Annotated in this window: 16 protein-coding genes; 7 read left to right on the top strand and 9 right to left on the bottom strand. The window is 40.0% G+C overall.

Going from position 1 to position 18,403, the window contains the following annotated elements; all coding sequences use genetic code 11:
- Positions 1–4: 4 nt before the first annotated feature.
- From AC6CH1_RS14685 to AC6CH1_RS14645, 9 genes are all read right to left on the bottom strand, one after another.
- The gene (locus tag AC6CH1_RS14685) at positions 5–868 is read right to left on the bottom strand and encodes a branched-chain amino acid ABC transporter permease (RefSeq protein WP_498318215.1); all 864 of its coding nucleotides are present in this window, start codon (positions 866–868) and stop codon (positions 5–7) included.
- A gap of 12 nt (positions 869–880) precedes the next feature.
- Complete coding sequence (locus tag AC6CH1_RS14680; RefSeq protein WP_498318213.1) at positions 881–1,588, bottom strand: ABC transporter ATP-binding protein; 708 nt, start codon at positions 1,586–1,588, stop codon at positions 881–883.
- Entirely contained in the window at positions 1,581–2,339 is a 759-nt protein-coding gene (locus AC6CH1_RS14675) for an ABC transporter ATP-binding protein (protein ID WP_251690534.1), read from the bottom strand. Before AC6CH1_RS14675 ends, AC6CH1_RS14680 begins: the two co-directional genes overlap by 8 nt.
- A 94-nt stretch (positions 2,340–2,433) precedes the next feature.
- On the bottom strand, positions 2,434–3,687 hold the full coding sequence (locus AC6CH1_RS14670; RefSeq protein ID WP_251690533.1) for a substrate-binding domain-containing protein: 1,254 nt from the start codon (positions 3,685–3,687) through the stop codon (positions 2,434–2,436).
- 372 nt (positions 3,688–4,059) lie between these two features.
- Positions 4,060–7,191 carry an AfsR/SARP family transcriptional regulator gene (locus AC6CH1_RS14665; RefSeq protein WP_498318211.1) on the bottom strand — a complete coding sequence of 1,044 codons (3,132 nt, stop codon included), beginning with the start codon at positions 7,189–7,191 and terminating at the stop codon, positions 4,060–4,062.
- A 164-nt stretch (positions 7,192–7,355) separates the two neighbouring features.
- On the bottom strand, positions 7,356–7,538 hold the full coding sequence (locus AC6CH1_RS14660) for an amino acid transporter (RefSeq protein ID WP_427711809.1): 183 nt from the start codon (positions 7,536–7,538) through the stop codon (positions 7,356–7,358).
- 464 nt (positions 7,539–8,002) lie between these two features.
- Complete coding sequence (locus tag AC6CH1_RS14655) at positions 8,003–8,680, bottom strand: GNAT family N-acetyltransferase (protein WP_498318209.1); 678 nt, start codon at positions 8,678–8,680, stop codon at positions 8,003–8,005.
- A complete protein-coding gene (locus AC6CH1_RS14650) occupies positions 8,681–9,790 on the bottom strand; it encodes a mandelate racemase/muconate lactonizing enzyme family protein (protein WP_498318207.1) in 1,110 nt (369 codons plus the stop codon).
- Positions 9,791–9,810: 20 nt separating this feature from the next.
- Positions 9,811–10,422 carry a flavin reductase family protein gene (locus tag AC6CH1_RS14645; protein WP_498318205.1) on the bottom strand — a complete coding sequence of 204 codons (612 nt, stop codon included), beginning with the start codon at positions 10,420–10,422 and terminating at the stop codon, positions 9,811–9,813.
- 808 nt (positions 10,423–11,230) lie between these two features.
- On the opposite strand from AC6CH1_RS14645, the gene AC6CH1_RS14640 reads away from it, so the two are divergent.
- The 7 genes from AC6CH1_RS14640 (at position 11,231) to AC6CH1_RS14610 (ending at position 18,387) form a co-directional block, all read left to right on the top strand.
- Positions 11,231–12,505, top strand: a complete 1,275-nt coding sequence (locus AC6CH1_RS14640; protein WP_251690527.1) for an L-lactate MFS transporter — start codon at positions 11,231–11,233, stop codon at positions 12,503–12,505.
- Positions 12,506–12,654: 149 nt separating this feature from the next.
- Entirely contained in the window at positions 12,655–13,839 is a 1,185-nt protein-coding gene (locus tag AC6CH1_RS14635; protein WP_498318204.1) for a YbfB/YjiJ family MFS transporter, read from the top strand.
- 119 nt (positions 13,840–13,958) lie between these two features.
- Positions 13,959–14,792 (top strand): MerR family transcriptional regulator, encoded by an 834-nt coding sequence (locus AC6CH1_RS14630; protein ID WP_251690525.1) that lies wholly within the window; start codon positions 13,959–13,961, stop codon positions 14,790–14,792.
- Positions 14,793–14,904: 112 nt separating this feature from the next.
- Entirely contained in the window at positions 14,905–16,068 is a 1,164-nt protein-coding gene (gene norA, locus AC6CH1_RS14625) for a multidrug efflux MFS transporter NorA (protein WP_498318202.1), read from the top strand.
- Between the two features lie 66 nt (positions 16,069–16,134).
- The gene (locus AC6CH1_RS14620) at positions 16,135–17,337 is read left to right on the top strand and encodes an ornithine--oxo-acid transaminase (protein ID WP_498318201.1); all 1,203 of its coding nucleotides are present in this window, start codon (positions 16,135–16,137) and stop codon (positions 17,335–17,337) included.
- 71 nt (positions 17,338–17,408) lie between these two features.
- Positions 17,409–17,969: an SLOG family protein gene (locus tag AC6CH1_RS14615; RefSeq protein WP_498318199.1), complete on the top strand. Its 561-nt coding sequence runs from the start codon at positions 17,409–17,411 to the stop codon at positions 17,967–17,969.
- Between the two features lie 106 nt (positions 17,970–18,075).
- Complete coding sequence (locus AC6CH1_RS14610; protein ID WP_498318198.1) at positions 18,076–18,387, top strand: hypothetical protein; 312 nt, start codon at positions 18,076–18,078, stop codon at positions 18,385–18,387.
- The last annotated feature ends 16 nt before the right edge of the window (positions 18,388–18,403 follow it).

The raw sequence follows: 18,403 nt of genomic DNA, 5'->3' as shown, positions 1-18,403 counted from the left end.
AGAATCACCCCTTCGCAACTGTGAATAAGCCTTGTGGACGGAAAATCAGGACACTTGCCATTAAAATCATATTGACCGCAACGGATAGAAACGGCACATAATACGCCATAAAGCTTCCGGCAAGCCCTACTAAAATCGCTGCCATCAATGAACCTTGGAAACTTCCCATTCCACCGATGACTACAACGATAAATCCTAAAATCGCATATTCCATTCCCATTTCCGCATACACAACCCCTGAATACGGAGCCATCAGCATTCCGCCCAACGCCGCCAATGCTGCACCGCACATAAAGACAAGTAAAAATACGCGCTTAATGTTGATACCTAATGCCTGTGTCATTTCCCGGTTCATAACACCAGCCCGAACAACCAATCCGATTTTCGTCCGGTTTAAAATGAAATACAGAACACCAAATAAAGCAAAACCTACAACGATAATAAAAATCCGGTATTTAATAATCGTTAAATCGCCAATTTGCCAGCTGCCTGCCAAGTAAGAAGGAACTTTAACAGGTACACCGTTTGGACCGAAAACGACTTTAATCATTTCCTGAAGCACGAGCATGAACCCGAGCGTAATTAAAATTTGCTGTACGTGATTTCCGTAAACCGGCTTAATAATAAGATTTTCCGTAATAAATCCAAGAACTAGACCTGTGAGAATCGCTACAACAATTCCGACTATAAAACTGTTGCTCCATAAATAGGTGAATACCCCTGTATAGGCACCCCATACGAACAGTCCGCCATGCGCAAAGTTCAGCACATCCATTAACCCGAATATAAGCGTCAATCCGGCTGCCAGTAAAAAAATAAGCATTCCTGTCGCTAGTCCATTTATCGTTAAACTGATTATTAGTTCCATCCGTTTCCCCTCCTATCCGATCCCTAAATATTTACGCTTAAGCTGTTCGTCTTCGATTAAGCCTTGCATTTCCCCTGATTGCACAGTCCGCCCGTCATCAATCAATGTAAATGTATCGCCGATTTTACTCGCCATCATAAAGTTCTGTTCGACAAGTACAATCGATGTATGCTTTTTCATTTCATTAATAGCTTCCATTACTTTCTCGATAACAATTGGCGCAAGACCTTTGGATGGTTCATCGATTAAAAGCAGCTTGCTGTCATTGACAAAAGCCCTTGCCATCGCAAGCATTTGCTTTTGGCCACCCGATAAATTGCCGCCTTGCTTTTTCCAGAACTTTTTTAAATCCGGGAATAACTCTAAAATGTACGCCTGCTTTTGCATCGTTGCGTCCGTTTCTTTTCGGATCGCCACTTTCATGTTTTCCTCTACTGTCAGCTGTCCGAAAATGCCCTGATCTTCCGGCACATAGCCAATACCACTATTCGCAATATCATAAGGCGTCATTTTTGTAATATCTTTCCCGTCGAAATGAATTGCCCCTTTCGATGCCGGTGTTAAACCCATAATCGTTCGAAGTGTCGTCGTTTTTCCTGCGCCATTCCGCCCAAGTAAAACCGATACTTCTCCCGCTTTTGCTTCAAAGTTGATGCCTTGCAAAATGTGATATTGTGAAATAAATGTCTCCACATGCTCCAGCGTTAAAATATTATTCATATGCAAGGCCTCCTAAATACGCTTGTTGTACCGTTTCATTGTTCATAATTTCCTCAGGTGACCCGTCAGCTAACAACGCACCGTTGAACAGCACCATAATCGAATCGGACAAGTCGATAATCATATCCATTTTGTGCTCGATCAATAAAATCGTTTTATCGCCGCGCTCCTTAATCGAACGAATCACATCCAATATTGCAGGTACTTCTTCCAATGACATGCCGGCAGTCGGCTCATCCAATAGTAAAATTTCAGTATCAAGTGCCAGTAACATTCCGATTTCCAGTTTTCTTTTTTCACCGTGTGAAAGCTGATTCGCCACTTGATGCATTTTGTCGGTTAATAACACTTGTTCCAAAATCTCAACCGCTTCATTCGTAATCTCTTTATATTTCAAAAAGTGATTGAGCATATGGAAGCGCACTTTTCGTTTCGATTGCACAGCAAGGCGTACATTTTCCAGCACCGTTAAATTCGGGAACACATTTGTAATTTGAAATGACCTTCCAATTCCTAATCGCGTCCGGTCCACCGATGACTTTTTTCGAAGCGATTGACCTTTAAAAAATACATCCCCTTCAGTCGGCTCCAGCTCGCCGCTAATTAAATTGAAGAATGTTGTTTTTCCCGCACCGTTTGGCCCAATAATGGATTTAAAATGCTTTGCTGTCATTTCAAAATTAATGCTGTCCACCGCTTTATGCTCGCCGAATTTAATCGATAAGTTGTTCGTTTTTAAAATCGGTTCCATCATCTCACCCTCTCGTTTTTCATTTACATGGTGATCCTTATAACAAAAGGCTGTCTTGAAAGTTCAACACTTTTTAGACAGCCTCACTTATTTACTAGTTTAAAATAGGAGGTTCCGTTTCTTCTGGAAGTAATTCTCGCAGTAATACCGGTACTGGATAATCAAATTCCGCTACTTTTTCAAGGCGGATCGCGTACATTGTCTGTAATGCCTGGTGGTCTTCTTCACGGAATGTCATCGTTCCTTTAGGTGTTTCAAATGACATACCTTCCATTAATGGTATTAACGTATTTCCGTCCGCATCTCCACCTGATTGTTTCAGTGCTTCTACAATTGCAACTGCTGCTGTAAATCCGCCCGGTGTAAATAGATCTGGCACTTCACCATTGAATCGTGCCTTATGTTCCTCTACTAACCAATCATTCACTTCATTATTCGGTAGTGTATGGTGGTAAACAGAGAATCCTTCCATGCCTACTAATGGCTCCATAAATTGAAGTGCAATAATGTCCGGTGCACCAGTTGAAATTTTAATCCCTTTTTCTTGCAGTTTTAAATCCGCAATCTGGTTCCAAGGAGAGTTTGCCCCTGCCCATACTACGAATAAGAAGTCCGGTTTCGCATCAATAATTTTTTGCAAGTTTGATGTAAAGTCTGTTGCAGCCGGGTCTGCATATTCTTCTAGGACAAGTTCAGCACCTAATCCTTCAGCTGCTGCCTTAAATGCAGATACACCATCCCAACCGAATGAATAATCCGGTGCGAACGTTGCAATTTTTACACCTTCTCCAGCAATTGCCGCTGCTGCTGCGTATGCATCCTGTGAAGAGTTACGCGCCGTTCTGAAAATGTAAGGGTTGAACTCTGAACCTGTAATACTGTCCGCTACTGCTGGTTCTACAATCATAATTTTCTCGTATTCTTCTGCTAGTGGAAGTACTGCCAATGTGTCACCTGAACTTGATGAACCAACTAAAAAGTCAACCGCGTCATCCTCTAAAAGCTTCGTTGCCTTTTGAACGGCTACTTCGGGTTTCGTTTCTGTATCTTCCCAAACGATTTCGATTTTACGGCCTTCCACTTCCATCGTGCCGTCAGTCGCATATTCAAGACCTAATTCGAATCCGTTTTTCGTTTGCTTACCGTATGATTCAAGAGCTCCCGTTAACGATGCAAGTACACCGACTTTTATCGGAGTAGTTGATGCAGCTGTTTCCGTTGTTCCGCTCTCACCTTGCTCAGCTGAATTTGTAGTTGATGAATCATCGCTGTCTGTTGAATCACTGTTACATGCAACCAATAAGAAAATCGATAATACCGCAAAAATTAACCATAAACGCTTTTTCATTCAATGTCCCTCCTAGCAAAATTTTCAGCATAGCTATCTGCTTAACCGTAATGTAACATCGCGAAGTTACAAATGAGTTACATTGGATGAGTGGAACTATTGAGGAGCGCGAATTGCTGAAGATTTGTTCTAATAAAAGCTGATTTGTTCTAATAAAAATTAATTCGTTCTAATATAATTGCGATTTCTAATATTTCTTGCGGTTGTTCTAATATCACATCTAGATGTTCGAATATCAGTTCTCAATCTTTCAATATCCCACCGACTTTTTCTAATAACCCGCTTCATTTTTCCAATAAACAGCGTTGATCCTCCTGGACCCAAATAAAAAAGCTATGTTGAATGGCATCTTCAACATAGCTCTCAATTTATTTACATTTTCAACACAAGCTCATACAGTCGTTCAGTCGGTTCCATTGGTGTGATTTTATATTGGTCGTCCAGTACATCTACACAGCGCTCATAATATTTGATTGCTTCCCGGCGGTTCCCTAAATAGTAATGGGCAAGCATGAGCAACCGGTAGCCCTCTTCATGACCGTCATCAAGAGCAATAATTCGGTCTGCCCACCGAATCACCTTTTCAAACTGCTGCAGGCGAACGTAATTTTGGGCGACACGCTCTAAAATGAGCAGTATTTGTTCATTATATTGTGCCTGAATAGGTTCCAGCCATTCCCGTTCCATGTCAGAACAGAACGGGCCATCCACAAGCCGCATCGCCAGCTTCAACCATTCATTTGAAAGCTTGGCGGTCTTTTCTTCCAATCCGCGCTGCACATAATACATAAAGTGGGCAACGTCACTATGAATCCAGCGTTCTTCCAATTTATATAAATGCTGATGGCGTTTAATAAAATTGCTTTCCTCACGCGCCGATCTAGTTGGCTCCAACGTTTTTAACATCGCGTTAAAAACAACTTTAAAATCCCGTTGCATCGCTTCTTCATCCTGCTGCCAGATCGCATCGCAAATTTGCTGGCGTGATACAAATTGCTCGCGGTGAATATATAAATACAAAAACAGTTCCTTCGCCTTCAAACGCTTCCACTCTTTATCCTGAATCATTTCATTCTCACGGGAAATTTGCACAGGACCAAATAATGTCAATGATAGCTCCGTACTTGGCGCTGCATTTAAATTTAACTGACTAAATACGAGCGTCTCCTGCTGCAGCTCTTTTGCGAGTTGGATAAATACGATTAAATAGCGCGGTCCGAAAAGGGTTTTCTTCTCCATGAAAAACGGATAGTCATTCACACATAAATCCCAAAAGCGACGATGATATGTTAATGCATGTTCTTGATCATTTAATTTGGCAAAACAATACGCCAGCCAAAAGAAACATATCATCTGACCGTACGTATCTTCACTGCGTTCATAATAGGATAATGCCTGTTTTGCCGTATCAATCGCTTCTTCAAAAAGGCTGTTTTCTGCCAACACTTTCGTCAATGCCGTCAGCAGCAGTGCCGACATCCAGAAATCCTGCACTTTATTTGTTTCCCTCAGTCCGATTTGTGCATGGCGTTTCGCCTCCAACACATTATCGCGGTGGTACAAAATAAGTCCCATGTAACACTCGGCAGTAATACGTTTTACATGAATGAGATTGAGGAGCTCAAGCGTCTCATCAAAACAGCCTTTCGCACGTTCAAAATCTTTCATCTCCATATTTAACAGCGCCAGTCCTTTACGCAACTTTGTCAGCGCAAGTGTATATGGCATATCAACGAGCGCTTCTTTTCCGCCTTCTATTATTCGGCTATAGGCTTGCGTATTTTCACCCATTAATACATCGATCAAAACGAGCAGTAAATCGGTCGTTCGGTGTGCTTCTTCCCACTGGAACGGCTTTGACACACGCGTATTCAACAACTCTTTCGCTTTATTCAGCTGACCGTGGCGCAAATAAAGACGCGCATCGATATTATTAATGCTTAGCTGCAGGTTTTGCGACTGGCTCCAGCGCAGCGCCTCCCCCGCTTTCCCTAAATTAATCAGATTTTCGGTATACAAACTATTAATAAGATGGCGTTCTGTATCATTCACATCTACTTCGTTCAATAAACTAATTGCCTGCTGCAGATGATGTTCCGCAAAAACCGGCTGAAGGGTATCCAAATAAATATTGGCCAGCCCAAACTGCGAACGCATTAAAAATAACCGGTCCTGCTGCAGCTGCGCTTTTATAAAGCATTCATTGTACGCATTTTTTGCCCGTTCATATTGCGCACGGTAACGCTGGCATTCCCCTTCATAATAAAGAAGCTGATAAGGTTTTTCTTCAATCGCAAAATCTTTCAGCCGTTCCAGTAAAAATTCAAACTGCCCTGCTTCAATAAACTGTGGTGCAAATTGCATCAGTAACTCGATATAGTACCGGTTATTTTTCAGCTGGGTTGCATGGGTAACAGCTAATACACCTAAATTATGATTGGCATAATACCGGGCTGCCTGTTTATGGAATTCTTCATGCAGATCCGGATAGTATTCGCTCAGCCTTTGCTGCAAAAACTGTTGGAACAGTGCATGGAACCGGTATTTTGTTCCTCCTGCCAATGGTGTTATAAACGCAAGATCATCCAACTTCGGCTTCACTTGCTGGATCCATTCCACCCCGTACAATTCCGTAATGACATCAAGGGAAATCACTTGATGAATGCCAAGCTTTAAAAGCTGAAGCTGCAGTTGTTCGTCCAGCCTATCGAATACTTCCGCGGAAAGGTAGGCAAAAAAATTCCCGACCGAACCTTCCGCGATATCGATGAGCTGTTCCTGACTATATTTCGCTTTATAGCCAAGCAGCATGATCGCCATCGCCCAGCCTTCAGTCATTTGCATAATAAATTCGCTTTGTTCGTCCGTTATTTGCCGGTCAAAAAAAGCTTCAAATAAATATTGAACATCTTCTTCCGCAAAAGTAAATTCCGGCTCTAAACACTCGATCAGCTGATTATTCATACGAAGCGTCAACAAACAGCTCCATTCCGGCATTTTCCTCGTCGCGACAATGATATGGAGGTTGGCAGGTAAAAATTGAAGCAGCTGATTCATAATGTAATTGATCGGAAATACGTGCGACACATGGTGATAATCGTCCAGTACAATTAAAAAAGGATCTTTTATATAGTGCAGCTCATTGGCGATTTGTTTTGAAAGCTGCAGTAACTCTTCCATATTATGAAACTTTAACGTCTCATCCCAACCTTTTAATTTTTCTCCAAACGATGGGAAATGCTGCTGAATACTATAGATAAAATGACGTAAAAACGGAAATATTGAGTCATCATCCGGCGTAATCTGATACCAGGAGGATTTTGTTTTTTGATCGTTTAAAAATTGACTAATAAGCGATGTTTTCCCGTAACCTGCGCTACTATGTAAAATGGTACATTTTGCATGCGGCCAATCCGAAAGCTTTTTCATTAACTTTGCTCTTCTTAAATAGTTATTGACTGGTGTCGGAGGTATAAGTTTCGAGACAAAAATATGTTGCTCCATGCTTCCCACCCCATCTGTAATTAATTACAAACATATTATCATAAAGCAGAAAATTATTCTTTAAAATACAGAATTTATATAAAACGAGACTAATATATAGTATATTAATCTTTCATGTTGAATATTATAACTATTTAAGAAAAGAAAAAATCCTCTATGTTACACTAGAGAATTTTGTCCAACAGCATTAATAGAATTATTAAAGTAGTAGCGATTGCCATGAAACCGAAGAAAAAATAGCCAATTAATCGAATCGGCTTGGGCATTTGCTTCATCTTATAGGAAGTTGGGGTACCGACATGCTTTTGATAGTGCTCATCGGCATCGTTGAACGGTTTTTTCTCCATCAAATCACCCTCTCTTTTTTAATATGTACTATTCTTCAGTACAGAAAGTTTCAAAGAATACTAAGAAATTTAAAACTTCGTTGTCAGCCAATTATGTATGAAAACCTGTATGAAAACTAATTATATAAATAGTCATTTTATAGAAATGAAAGCGAAACCAATGCCTATAAATATAGATTTCATGGTGTTCTTTGCCACTTTTCTAAGTTGATGTACTTTAAAAAAGTACTTTACTTAATTTTCTGAATATTTTATAATTATAAAAAGGAGTTGATACACATGCCAAACTATACTTACATTGCATCTGACGAAAATGACGTATCTTACCTATACGAAGATAACAGTGATTGTTACGATCTGGATTGCTTTGACGACAATGATATTTAAAGGAGTATTCATACGACATGGACGGAATTAAATCGATAAAGGATGTGGCGAATAACTGATTATCGCCACATCCTTTATTATTTTACATATTGAATAAACCAGTCTGCCCCATCCGCTCTCATCGATATACCGATGAAGCCTGATTTTAGAAGTTGCTGCTGTGCCTCCGTATTATCCATTGGGACAAATTGCTCTTCAGTCCACTCATACGCCTTATAAGGAAGTGATTTCTTAAATACATAGCGCAGTTTCCCGCCATACTTCAGTTTCAATGCTGCAATATGCATATGTTGCGAAAACTTGTCCTTTAAACTTGCGATATTGCCCGGCATGACCGTCGCACAAACGGTATTAAATTTCGATTCATCCACTTGCTGCATAATGATGTCTGCCATCGTACGCTGCAAACGATAACCACGATAACCCGGATGAACATTGGAAATTTCCTGATACAGTACTTTCCGCAATTCATCCTCTGTTTTCAAGCCAATATCATAGCCTAAATGTTCTTCATCAATCATTGGTTCCAGCAATGCTCGAAAGGCAATTAATTTTCCTTCAATGAAGACCCCAATCATCAGTCCGTGCCCGCTTAAAATAAAGCTCAGCTCTTCATTATCGAGCGGCTGTAATATAGCTTTGTCCGGCAGTGCATCGACTACTTCCTGCTGCAAAGTGATTAATTCCGGAATACGTGTTTCATCCAATAAATACACTTCATATCGTTCATTCCCTAAAAATCCTGACGCAATCATTTACTGCACCACACAATGGTCACGTGTTAATTCCGCCAAAACCGCTTCGTCCACATCGACACCTAAACCTGCACGTTCATTCAACTGAATATACGGGACATTATATTGAAGGTTTCCGATATCTTTTGAGAATTTTAACGGTCCTGTTAATTCCACACTCGTAAATACTTTGTTCGAAAAGGCAACATGGAAACCTGCCGCCGAACCGACCGAAGACTCGACCATTGAACCGATTTGGCATTCAATCCCTGCCATTTCCGCCATATGTGCTAGCTTCATTGCAGGATATATTCCCCCGCATTTCATCAATTTAATATTTACCTTGTCCGCTGCACGCTTTGCAATAATTTCGCGCATTTCACGCACACCGCGTAAACCTTCATCAATCATGACAGGAATCGATGTTTTCGATTTAATTTCAACCATGCCATCAATATCATCCGCACGTACCGGTTGTTCCAGCCAGTCGATATTCAATTGTTCAAGCTCACGAACTGCTTGCATCGTTGTTGAACTGTTTACCCAGCCTTGGTTGACATCAACACGAATCGCAATTTCATTCCCGACACGTTCACGTACTGCTTTAATGCGGGCAACATCACTCGCTACATCGCGTCCGACTTTCATTTTGAATGAGTTGTATCCCATTTCTACACGTTCTGCAGCTTCATTTGCCATCTTTTCAGGTGTTCCGATGCTTAACACATGTGTAATCGGAAACTTCTCATAATAACGCCCGCCTGTTAACTGATAGGCAGGTACTCCAAGTTTTTTCCCTGCCAGATCAAAGCATGCGATATCAATTGCCGCTTTGGCAGCTGGCGCACTATAGATGAGCGCGTCCATTTTGGCATGGATCTTTTCAAAATTCATCGGGTTTTCCCCGATCATCGCCGGTGCCAATGTATGTTTCAATACAGCATAAGTGCCTTCCAATGTTTCACCTGTCACATGTTCATCCGGAACTGCCTCACCCCAGCCGACTAAACCGCATTGTGATGTCATCTTTACAATAATGGACGGCATGTTCGGATATGTTCCGTAGCTTACGATAAACGGTTCAATTAATGGTAATTCAATATTAAATAATTCAATTGTTTTGATTTGCATTCTTAGTTGTTCTCCTTTTATTAAAGCGGGCGTTTAATTGTGAATTGCTCACCGATTTTTGCATAGTCATTTCCAGCAAGACGACTGATTGCGCCAAGTCCTTCCGGATCAATTCGGCCTTCTTCATACAGAGTTTCTTCTATATGATAGTACACGACTTTTCCGATGATCAGGTCGCAGCCTGCAGTTTCATCATCGCCGCCAAGTTCCAGTGCTTTTTCAAGGACACATTCCAGTCGGACTTTCGCTTCCTTTACACCCGGAACATCGATTTTTTCACTCTTTACTAATGACAGACCTGCAACTGCTATCTCACTTTCATCCGGTGGTAAGTTTGCAGCTGTTTTATTTACTTGTTCTACATTTTCAGTATCAACAATATGGACAACAAATTGCTCTTTTGCACGAATATTTCTTGCAGTATCTTTTGGCTCCCCTTTTTTCCGTTGGATACTTACCGAAATCATCGGAGGATTTGAAGAAACGATATTGAAAAAACTAAATGGCGCCGCGTTCACAACCCCATCTTCAGATATCGATGTAACAAAGGCAATTGGTCTTGGAATGATGGAACCTATCAGAAATTTATAATTTTCACGTTCTGATATTTGTTTTGGATCAATTTTCTTCATAAAAACTCGCCTCTTTTCTTATCACTAATTTGACTTTAGAGAACTGATTGCAACACGTCAAATAGTTTTTCTGCATTTTAATTTAGGACAAATACTTTTATACATATTTAATTCGTTCCATATTTTGTGTGATTTAAAGGCTGTTTTAATAGGCTTTTTCAAGGTTATTGAAACAAAATCCCTCTACCTCCTCCTAGATATTTTTCTTTTTCAATCAAAATTCTTCAGCGAAACTTCAAATATTTCCTATTCAACTAACTGTTATAAACAGTTTCGCCATTCTATAAGGAAAGTATAAAAACAGGGCTATTTAGATTATAAAATTTAGCAAAAACGTTGATTTAGCAGTGCATAAAGCTATTTATGAGGTTTTTTATGTGTATTAGTAACTGTTATATTATGAGTTCAAAAGTATTTTCCAATAATCCGTTTCAAACATTTAAGAGAAATTACTTGCACAACTAAGTATTTTTAGTTATTTAAATAGAATTTATTACAGTTTACAATATTATCCTACCCTTAACATATTGCTATATTAAACTAATACTTCACCACCGGCAAAACCTTGATTTATCAACGTTAAAGCGCATTTTTACCATCAAAAAATAATTGCCTTAAGTACAATTTTATTACCCAAAAGAGAAATATATGTTTTTTCGAGATAATATATTTTGTGAAATTCTACTTGCACAACATAATAAGTTAATGTTAAGTTAATGTACATGGACGTTCATACTTTAGACATAACTACTTCAAGTAGAGAAATGTCGTATAACTGGTATTTATTTTTGTGTGAGGGGGAAATTTTTTGAAAAAGAATCGTTGGTTAATTGCTGCATCAGCAATCGCTATTCACCTTTCAATCGGTGGAGCTTATGCATATAGCGTGTATAAAAATCCAATTGCTGAAGAGCTTGGGTGGGATGCATCGCAAATTACAATCGCGTTTACAATTATGATGGGGTTAGCAGGTTTTGCTGCCGCACTATTTGGTAGTACAGTAGAGAAATTAGGACCGAGAAAAGCAGCGATGGTTGCCGCAGTACTCTTTGGTTTAGGTCAAGGTGGCGCAGGGATCGCAATCGCTATGGATTCGGTTGTTTTATATTGGTTAACTTACGGACTGTTAAGTGGACTTGGGATGGGTATTGGTTATATCGCTCCAGTATCTACACTTGTTAAATGGTTCCCTAATCGTCGAGGTCTGGCGACAGGTATGGCAGTATTAGGATTCGGATCTGGTGCATTAATTACCGCACCGGTAGCTGTAAACTTAATGGAGTCTTTCGGTATTTCAAACACTTACTTTATTTTAGGTATTAGCTATTTTGTATTAATGATGATTGGTGCACTTTATATCGCTCCGCCTAAACCGGGCGAAGTAGAAGAAGCAATTGCATCAGGAAAAGCAAAAACAACTGAAATTGCACAAATGTCTGCACGTGAAGCTGTACGTACAAAACAGTTCTGGATGCTTTGGGCAATGCATTTAATTAATGTTACATCTGGTTTAATGTTAATTTCTGTTGCTTCTCCAATGGCGCAGGAAATTGCAGGTTTATCTGTAGCTGCAGCTGCAGCAATGGTTGGATTAATGGGCTTATTTAATGGTGGCGGTCGCTTACTTTGGGCAGCTGGATCAGATTATATCGGGCGTTCTAACGTATTCGTTATTTTCTTCACGATTCAATTAATTGCCTTTATTACACTACCATTCACTACAAACGCCATTCTATTACAATTGTTCATATTCTTAGTAGTTAGTTGTTATGGCGGTGGTTTCTCGAATTTACCAGCGTTTGCAAGTGATTTATTCGGTACGAAACAACTTGGTGTTATTCACGGATATTTATTAACAACTTGGTCACTTGGTGGGATTTTCGGTCCACTAATCGCATCAACTGTTTATGAAGCTGCAAATAGCTATGTACCATTGTTTTACTTATTCAGTTTCTTAATTGCAATTTCATTAGGAATTTCTTTATTAATGCGCTCGAATGTCAACAAAATGAAAAAACAACGCGCAAAAGAAGAAGCAAGTACAAAACACAAAGGGAAACAGGGAGAACCTGTTCATTCATAAGGGGATTATATAGAGATGAAACGAAGGTATCCAACTTTCGCTTCATCTCTTTTCTTTTTTCTCTTAGTTTTGCGGGTATTTTCTCTATTACTCTTGAATTTAAGAGTGTTACAATTACTGGAAGGGTTGTTTTTCCAGGGGGGATGTTCATGAACCGTCAACATTTCAGTGTTATTTTAGGGGGCATTTTATTTTTAGCTGTTGCAATGGGGATTAGCCGATTTGCTTTCACACCGATTTTACCGTTCATGCGTGTAGATGAAAACTTATCGTTTGCACAAGGCGGTTGGCTCGCATCAAGCAATTATATCGGATATTTCATCGGAGCTTTAGGTGCGGGCTTTGTTTACAAGTCAAAAAAGAACTTCCTATTAATTAATGTTTTTCTGAATGTGTTCTCAATCATTTTAATGGGATTGGTTGAATCTTATTTAATTTGGATAGTGTTACGTTTTGTCGCTGGCTTAACGAGTGGCTTCATATTTGTTCTTACATCAAGTATCGTGATGGATTATTTAGCAGCAAATTTATTAACCCGCTGGAGCGGCTATTTGTTTAGCGGAGTCGGATTGGGTATCGCGTTATCAGGACTTTTCGTACCATTTTTTGAAGCGAGCTTTAACTGGCAAGGATCCTGGCTTGGTCTTGGCGCATTATCTGTCCTATTTTTAGCAACGACAATCTTTTTATGGCGACAATTAAACGTTGCGAATCATATAAAGGAACCAAAGTCTGCGGACAACAATATTTGGCGCGGGTTTATGCCATGGCTGATTATTGCATACGGCTTGGAAGGACTAGGCTATATTATTACAGGTACTTTTTTAGTCGACATTATTTATAATATTGAAGCATTGCGCGCCTATGCCGGATATAGTTGGGTACTGGCCGGGCTGGCTGCCATTCCGTCAGCACCGATCTGGATGAAATGCATGTCCCGTTTTTCACCTGTTTCGATGATGGCTACAGCCTATTCCTTGCAGATTATCGGCATTCTGCTTCCTGTTTTATCTCAATCAGCATGGAGCGTACTATTGTCGGCGATGTCATTTGGTTTTACGTTTGTTGGACTTGTAACGATGTCGACTGCCTATTCCAGACAGCTGTTTCCAAAGCAAAGCAACTATGTCGTATCAATACTGACTACGTTCTATGCTATTGGACAAATTATCGGACCGGTCATTGCATCTCGTCTGGAAACTCATTTCCGCACGTTTAAAGCCCCCCTGCTGTTTGCAGGAGGTACCGTTACACTCGCGCTTGTACTGTTACTCGTCGGGTATTTCTACAGCAGGAAAAGCCCTGTTCATCTAGCTGCGGATATAAAATATTGAACCTCAATCACATCTCATGAAATTATGGAGATGTGATTTTTTCGGTTTTCCAAAATAATTTACCCCTATCCCCCATTAATGTTAAGATACCGATAACATTGTACTTCGGAGGACATTCTATGGAAGAAAAACATTATTCAATCGGTGAAGTTTCCAAACTGACGAATATCTCTATTCAAACATTACGCTACTACGATCAGATCGGCTTATTCAAACCTTCCTATGTCGATCCTAAAACAAATTACCGCTACTACAAAGACTCACAATTTTATCATTTGGATATTATTAAATCATTGAAATATATCGGTGTCTCATTGGAGGAAATTAAAGCGGCGCAACAGTTTACCCCTGCCGAACTTCTCTCCTTTTTGCAACAGCAGGAAAGTGTCATTGAACAGCAAATGAACCGTATGTACGAGATTCAGCAGTCCTTATATAAAACGAAAAGGCAGATGGAAGAACAGCTGGCGATCGATGTAATGGATACAGTCTATTTCAAAAATGAAGAATCGGTCCGTATTTTATCGATTAAAACAAATGAACTGACGCCGTACTATATTCCAAATACGTACTACAGTTCCTTAATTAAAACATTGGAAGTTGAAAACAGCTTGCTGAGCAATCGTTATGGATGTATTTTTCCTTACGAACAATACGACAGTCTGGATGAGCTGCATTACAGCCATGTTTTCACACCGCTGATTACAGATAGGTATATTACCCATTTAACAACAGATATGGACGTGAAAACGATACCTGCAGGACGCTACGTATGCATTGCGTTTATTTTTGAAAGGGACACGTATTTAACCCAATACCAAAAACTTTATCATTATATAAAAGAGCAGCATATACAGGTTGTTCCGGTTGTCTATGAAATCTTCATGCCTCTTAACTATTCTCCAAACGAAGAAGATCAATTCATCGTGGAATTAAAGATTAAGCTACTTTAACTAATTTTTACAATTATTTAAAACAGTTCTATTGACTCTATAGCTACTGTAGGGTTTATGTTAGAAAGTGCGGATTAACGATTTTTTTACAACTTAATAAGGAGCAATAACAATGAAAGACTATAAAATAACATTAGGGTTACTATTATTAAACCTGTTCATCGCCTTTCTAGGAATCGGTTTGGTTATCCCGGTACTCCCTACTCTAATGAATGAACTGCAATTAAGCGGCCAAGTTATCGGCTATTTAACAGCAGCATTCGCAATTGCACAACTGATTGTTTCACCTCTCGCTGGTAAAGCGGTTGATAAATATGGACGTAAAATTATGATCGTCCTCGGATTATTTATTTTCGGTATTTCGGAATTTCTATTCGGTTTAGGAAAAACGATAGAAGTTCTTTTCATTTCCCGGGTTTTAGGCGGGATCAGTGCAGCGTTTATTATGCCTGCTGTTACGGCTTTTATTGCGGACATTACAACAATGGAAACACGATCAAAAGCACTTGGCTACATGAGCGCGGCAATTAGTACAGGTTTCATTATCGGACCGGGCATCGGCGGATTTTTAGCCGATTTCGGTACACGTGTGCCTTTCTATTTTGCAGGGGCGCTCGGTACAACGGCAGCAATCTTATCGATTATTTTACTGCGTGAACCCGAACGCAATACGGAACATGCGGAAAATGCACCGGCACAAACATCCGGATTTAAACGCATTTTAGAACCGATGTACTTGATTGCATTTATTTTAATTTTTGTCGCATCATTCGGACTCGCGGCATTCGAATCGTTCTTCAGTCTGTTTGTCGATCATAAATTCGGGTTTACCCCTGTGGATATCGCAATTATTATTACAGGCGGCGCGATTTTCGGAGCAGTTGCGCAAGTATTACTGTTTGACCGGCTTGCACAAAAATGGGGAGAAATTAAACTCATTCGCTACAGCTTAATTTTATCGGGGGTTCTTGTATTTTTAATGACTGTTGTCAGCTCATATTTTGCTATTTTACTTGTAACATGTATCGTCTTTATCGGCTTCGACTTATTCCGTCCTGCCGTTACGAGCTATTTATCAAAAATTGCCGGCAATGAGCAAGGTTTCGTCGGAGGAATGAATTCGATGTTTACAAGTTTGGCGAATATATTCGGGCCGATTTTAGGCGGGATGTTATTCGATATTGATGTTAACTACCCATATTACTTTGCAACGGTTGTCATCTTCTTTGGTATTCTGTTAACATTAATTTGGAAGAAACCTGCATCGTATATGTAATTTTTTCTGTCTTTTGCAATAGATTTATCTGTTTTACAAGTAAATTTGCATAAGGAGGATTTCATCATGACAACAAAATCAAAATCAGAACAACTTATTTCAACTACGGAAAAATTCGGGGCGCACAACTATCACCCACTTCCGATTGTAATCGAAAAAGCAGAAGGTTCTTGGGTGACAGACCCTGAAGGCAACCGCTATTTAGATATGCTTTCGGCGTATTCTGCCTTAAACCAAGGTCATCGCCACCCGAAAATTATTCAGGCGTTAAAAGATCAGGCAGATGCAGTGACACTTACGTCACGTGCATTTCATAGTGCGACATTAGGCGTTTGGTATGAAAAGGTTAGTAAGCTAACAGGCAAAAATATGGTACTGCCGATGAATACAGGTGCTGAAGCTGTTGAAACGGCGATTAAAACAGCCCGTCGCTGGGGATATGAAGTAAAAGGCATCGAAGCAAACAAAGCGCAGATTATCGGCTGTAACGGCAATTTCCATGGCCGTACAATGGGTGCTGTGTCTTTATCCTCGGAAGCAGAGTATAAGCGCGGTTTCGGCCCGATGCTGGAAGGCTTCACATTAGTTCCTTACGGTAATATTGATGCATTGAAGGAAGCTATTACACCGAATACAGCGGCATTTATCGTCGAGCCGATCCAGGGAGAGGCAGGTATTATCATTCCGACTGAAGGCTTCTTAAAAGCAGCATATAACTTATGTAAAGAAAATAATGTTCTGTTTATTGCAGATGAAATCCAAACAGGTTTATCACGAACAGGAAAACTGTTTGCCTGCGAATGGGAAGATGTTACACCGGACATCTACATTTTAGGTAAGGCGCTTGGCGGCGGTGTTTATCCGATTTCAGCTGTTGTAGCGAATGACGATATTCTCGGTGTGTTCAATCCAGGTTCACATGGCTCAACTTTCGGCGGTAACCCGCTGGCATGTGCCGTATCGATTGCAGCGATTGATGTATTAATAGATGAAAAGCTGACAGAGCGTTCATTGGAGCTTGGCAATTACTTTAAAGCACAGCTTCAGGAAATTAAGAACCCGGTCATTAAAGATGTGCGCGGGCGCGGTCTTTTCATAGGCGTTGAGCTTCACGAATCTGCTCGCCCCTACTGCGAAAAACTGGCAGAACGCAAATTGCTTTGCAAAGAAACACACGACACAGTAATCCGTTTCGCCCCACCGCTCATTATTTCAAAAGAAGATCTGGATTGGGCAATTAAGCAAATTAAAGCTGTTTTTAGTGAATAGGTAGTATATTTAGAGGGCGCTGTGTTATGCATAGTGCCCTTATTTTATTGATGGTTAAGCAAAGGAGACTTATGATGAAATCACTTTATATTACGGGCTACCGTCCACATGAATTAGGAATATTCAATGACAAGCATCCTGGTGTCCCGGTTATTAAAAAGGCGCTGGAAAACCAGTTGCGCATTCTTATAGAAGACGGACTTGAGTGGGTCGTGATCAGCGGCCAGCAAGGTGTTGAAACATGGGCAGCACAAGTTGTACTGGAACTGAAAAACGACTACCCTCAACTCAAATACTCCATTATCACCCCCTTCTTGGAACAGGAAAAAAATTGGAATGAGCATAAACAAGAGACCTTTATGCATATAGTAAGTAAGGCCGATTTTGTGACAAGTGTGACGAAGCGCCCTTACGAAGCACCATGGCAGTTTATTGAAAAGGACAAGTTCATTATCGATAACACGGATGCGACATTGCTCGTCTACGATGAAGAAAATGAAGGGTCTCCAAAATATGTGCTTAGCCTCATCCAGAAGTATATGGAGCAGCATGATCAATATGAGCTGTTGATGATCAATGCATATGATTTACAAATGGTGGCTGAGGAAATGCAGCAAGGAGATGATTGGTAAAAGTTATTTAAATATCTAAATTCAGTAAATATTCTGACTACAGATTTTTGTTTTGGGGTATAATATATTAAACAAATTATATTTTACTATTTAAGGAGGCCACATTATGAACCAATTGACGATGATTAATGAAACAACACCAATCAATATACCGCACCATACGTATAAGCGTGAGTGCCGATATACGAGAGGAATCAACATTCCCCTTGCAGATATCGAGAGAATTTTATACGGGATGAGCGATGATGCACTTCACTATTTTGAGTTCCATAATATCGCGAAAGAAATTAAACAAGGAACATTATTAAATGGCTATACCGGTCTTGCTAATATTATTTCAGACTATTATAAAAACGAAAAAAATACAGAAATTCCTGAACTGACAAACGGTCGCGATTTTTATGTAAAAATAGTCTAAAAAAATTAAGGGGATG

It is taken from the genome of Solibacillus sp. GQ1, assembly GCF_059758555.1.
The sequence above is the reverse complement of the archived record's forward strand: the minus strand, read 5'-3'. Positions and strand labels throughout refer to the sequence as shown.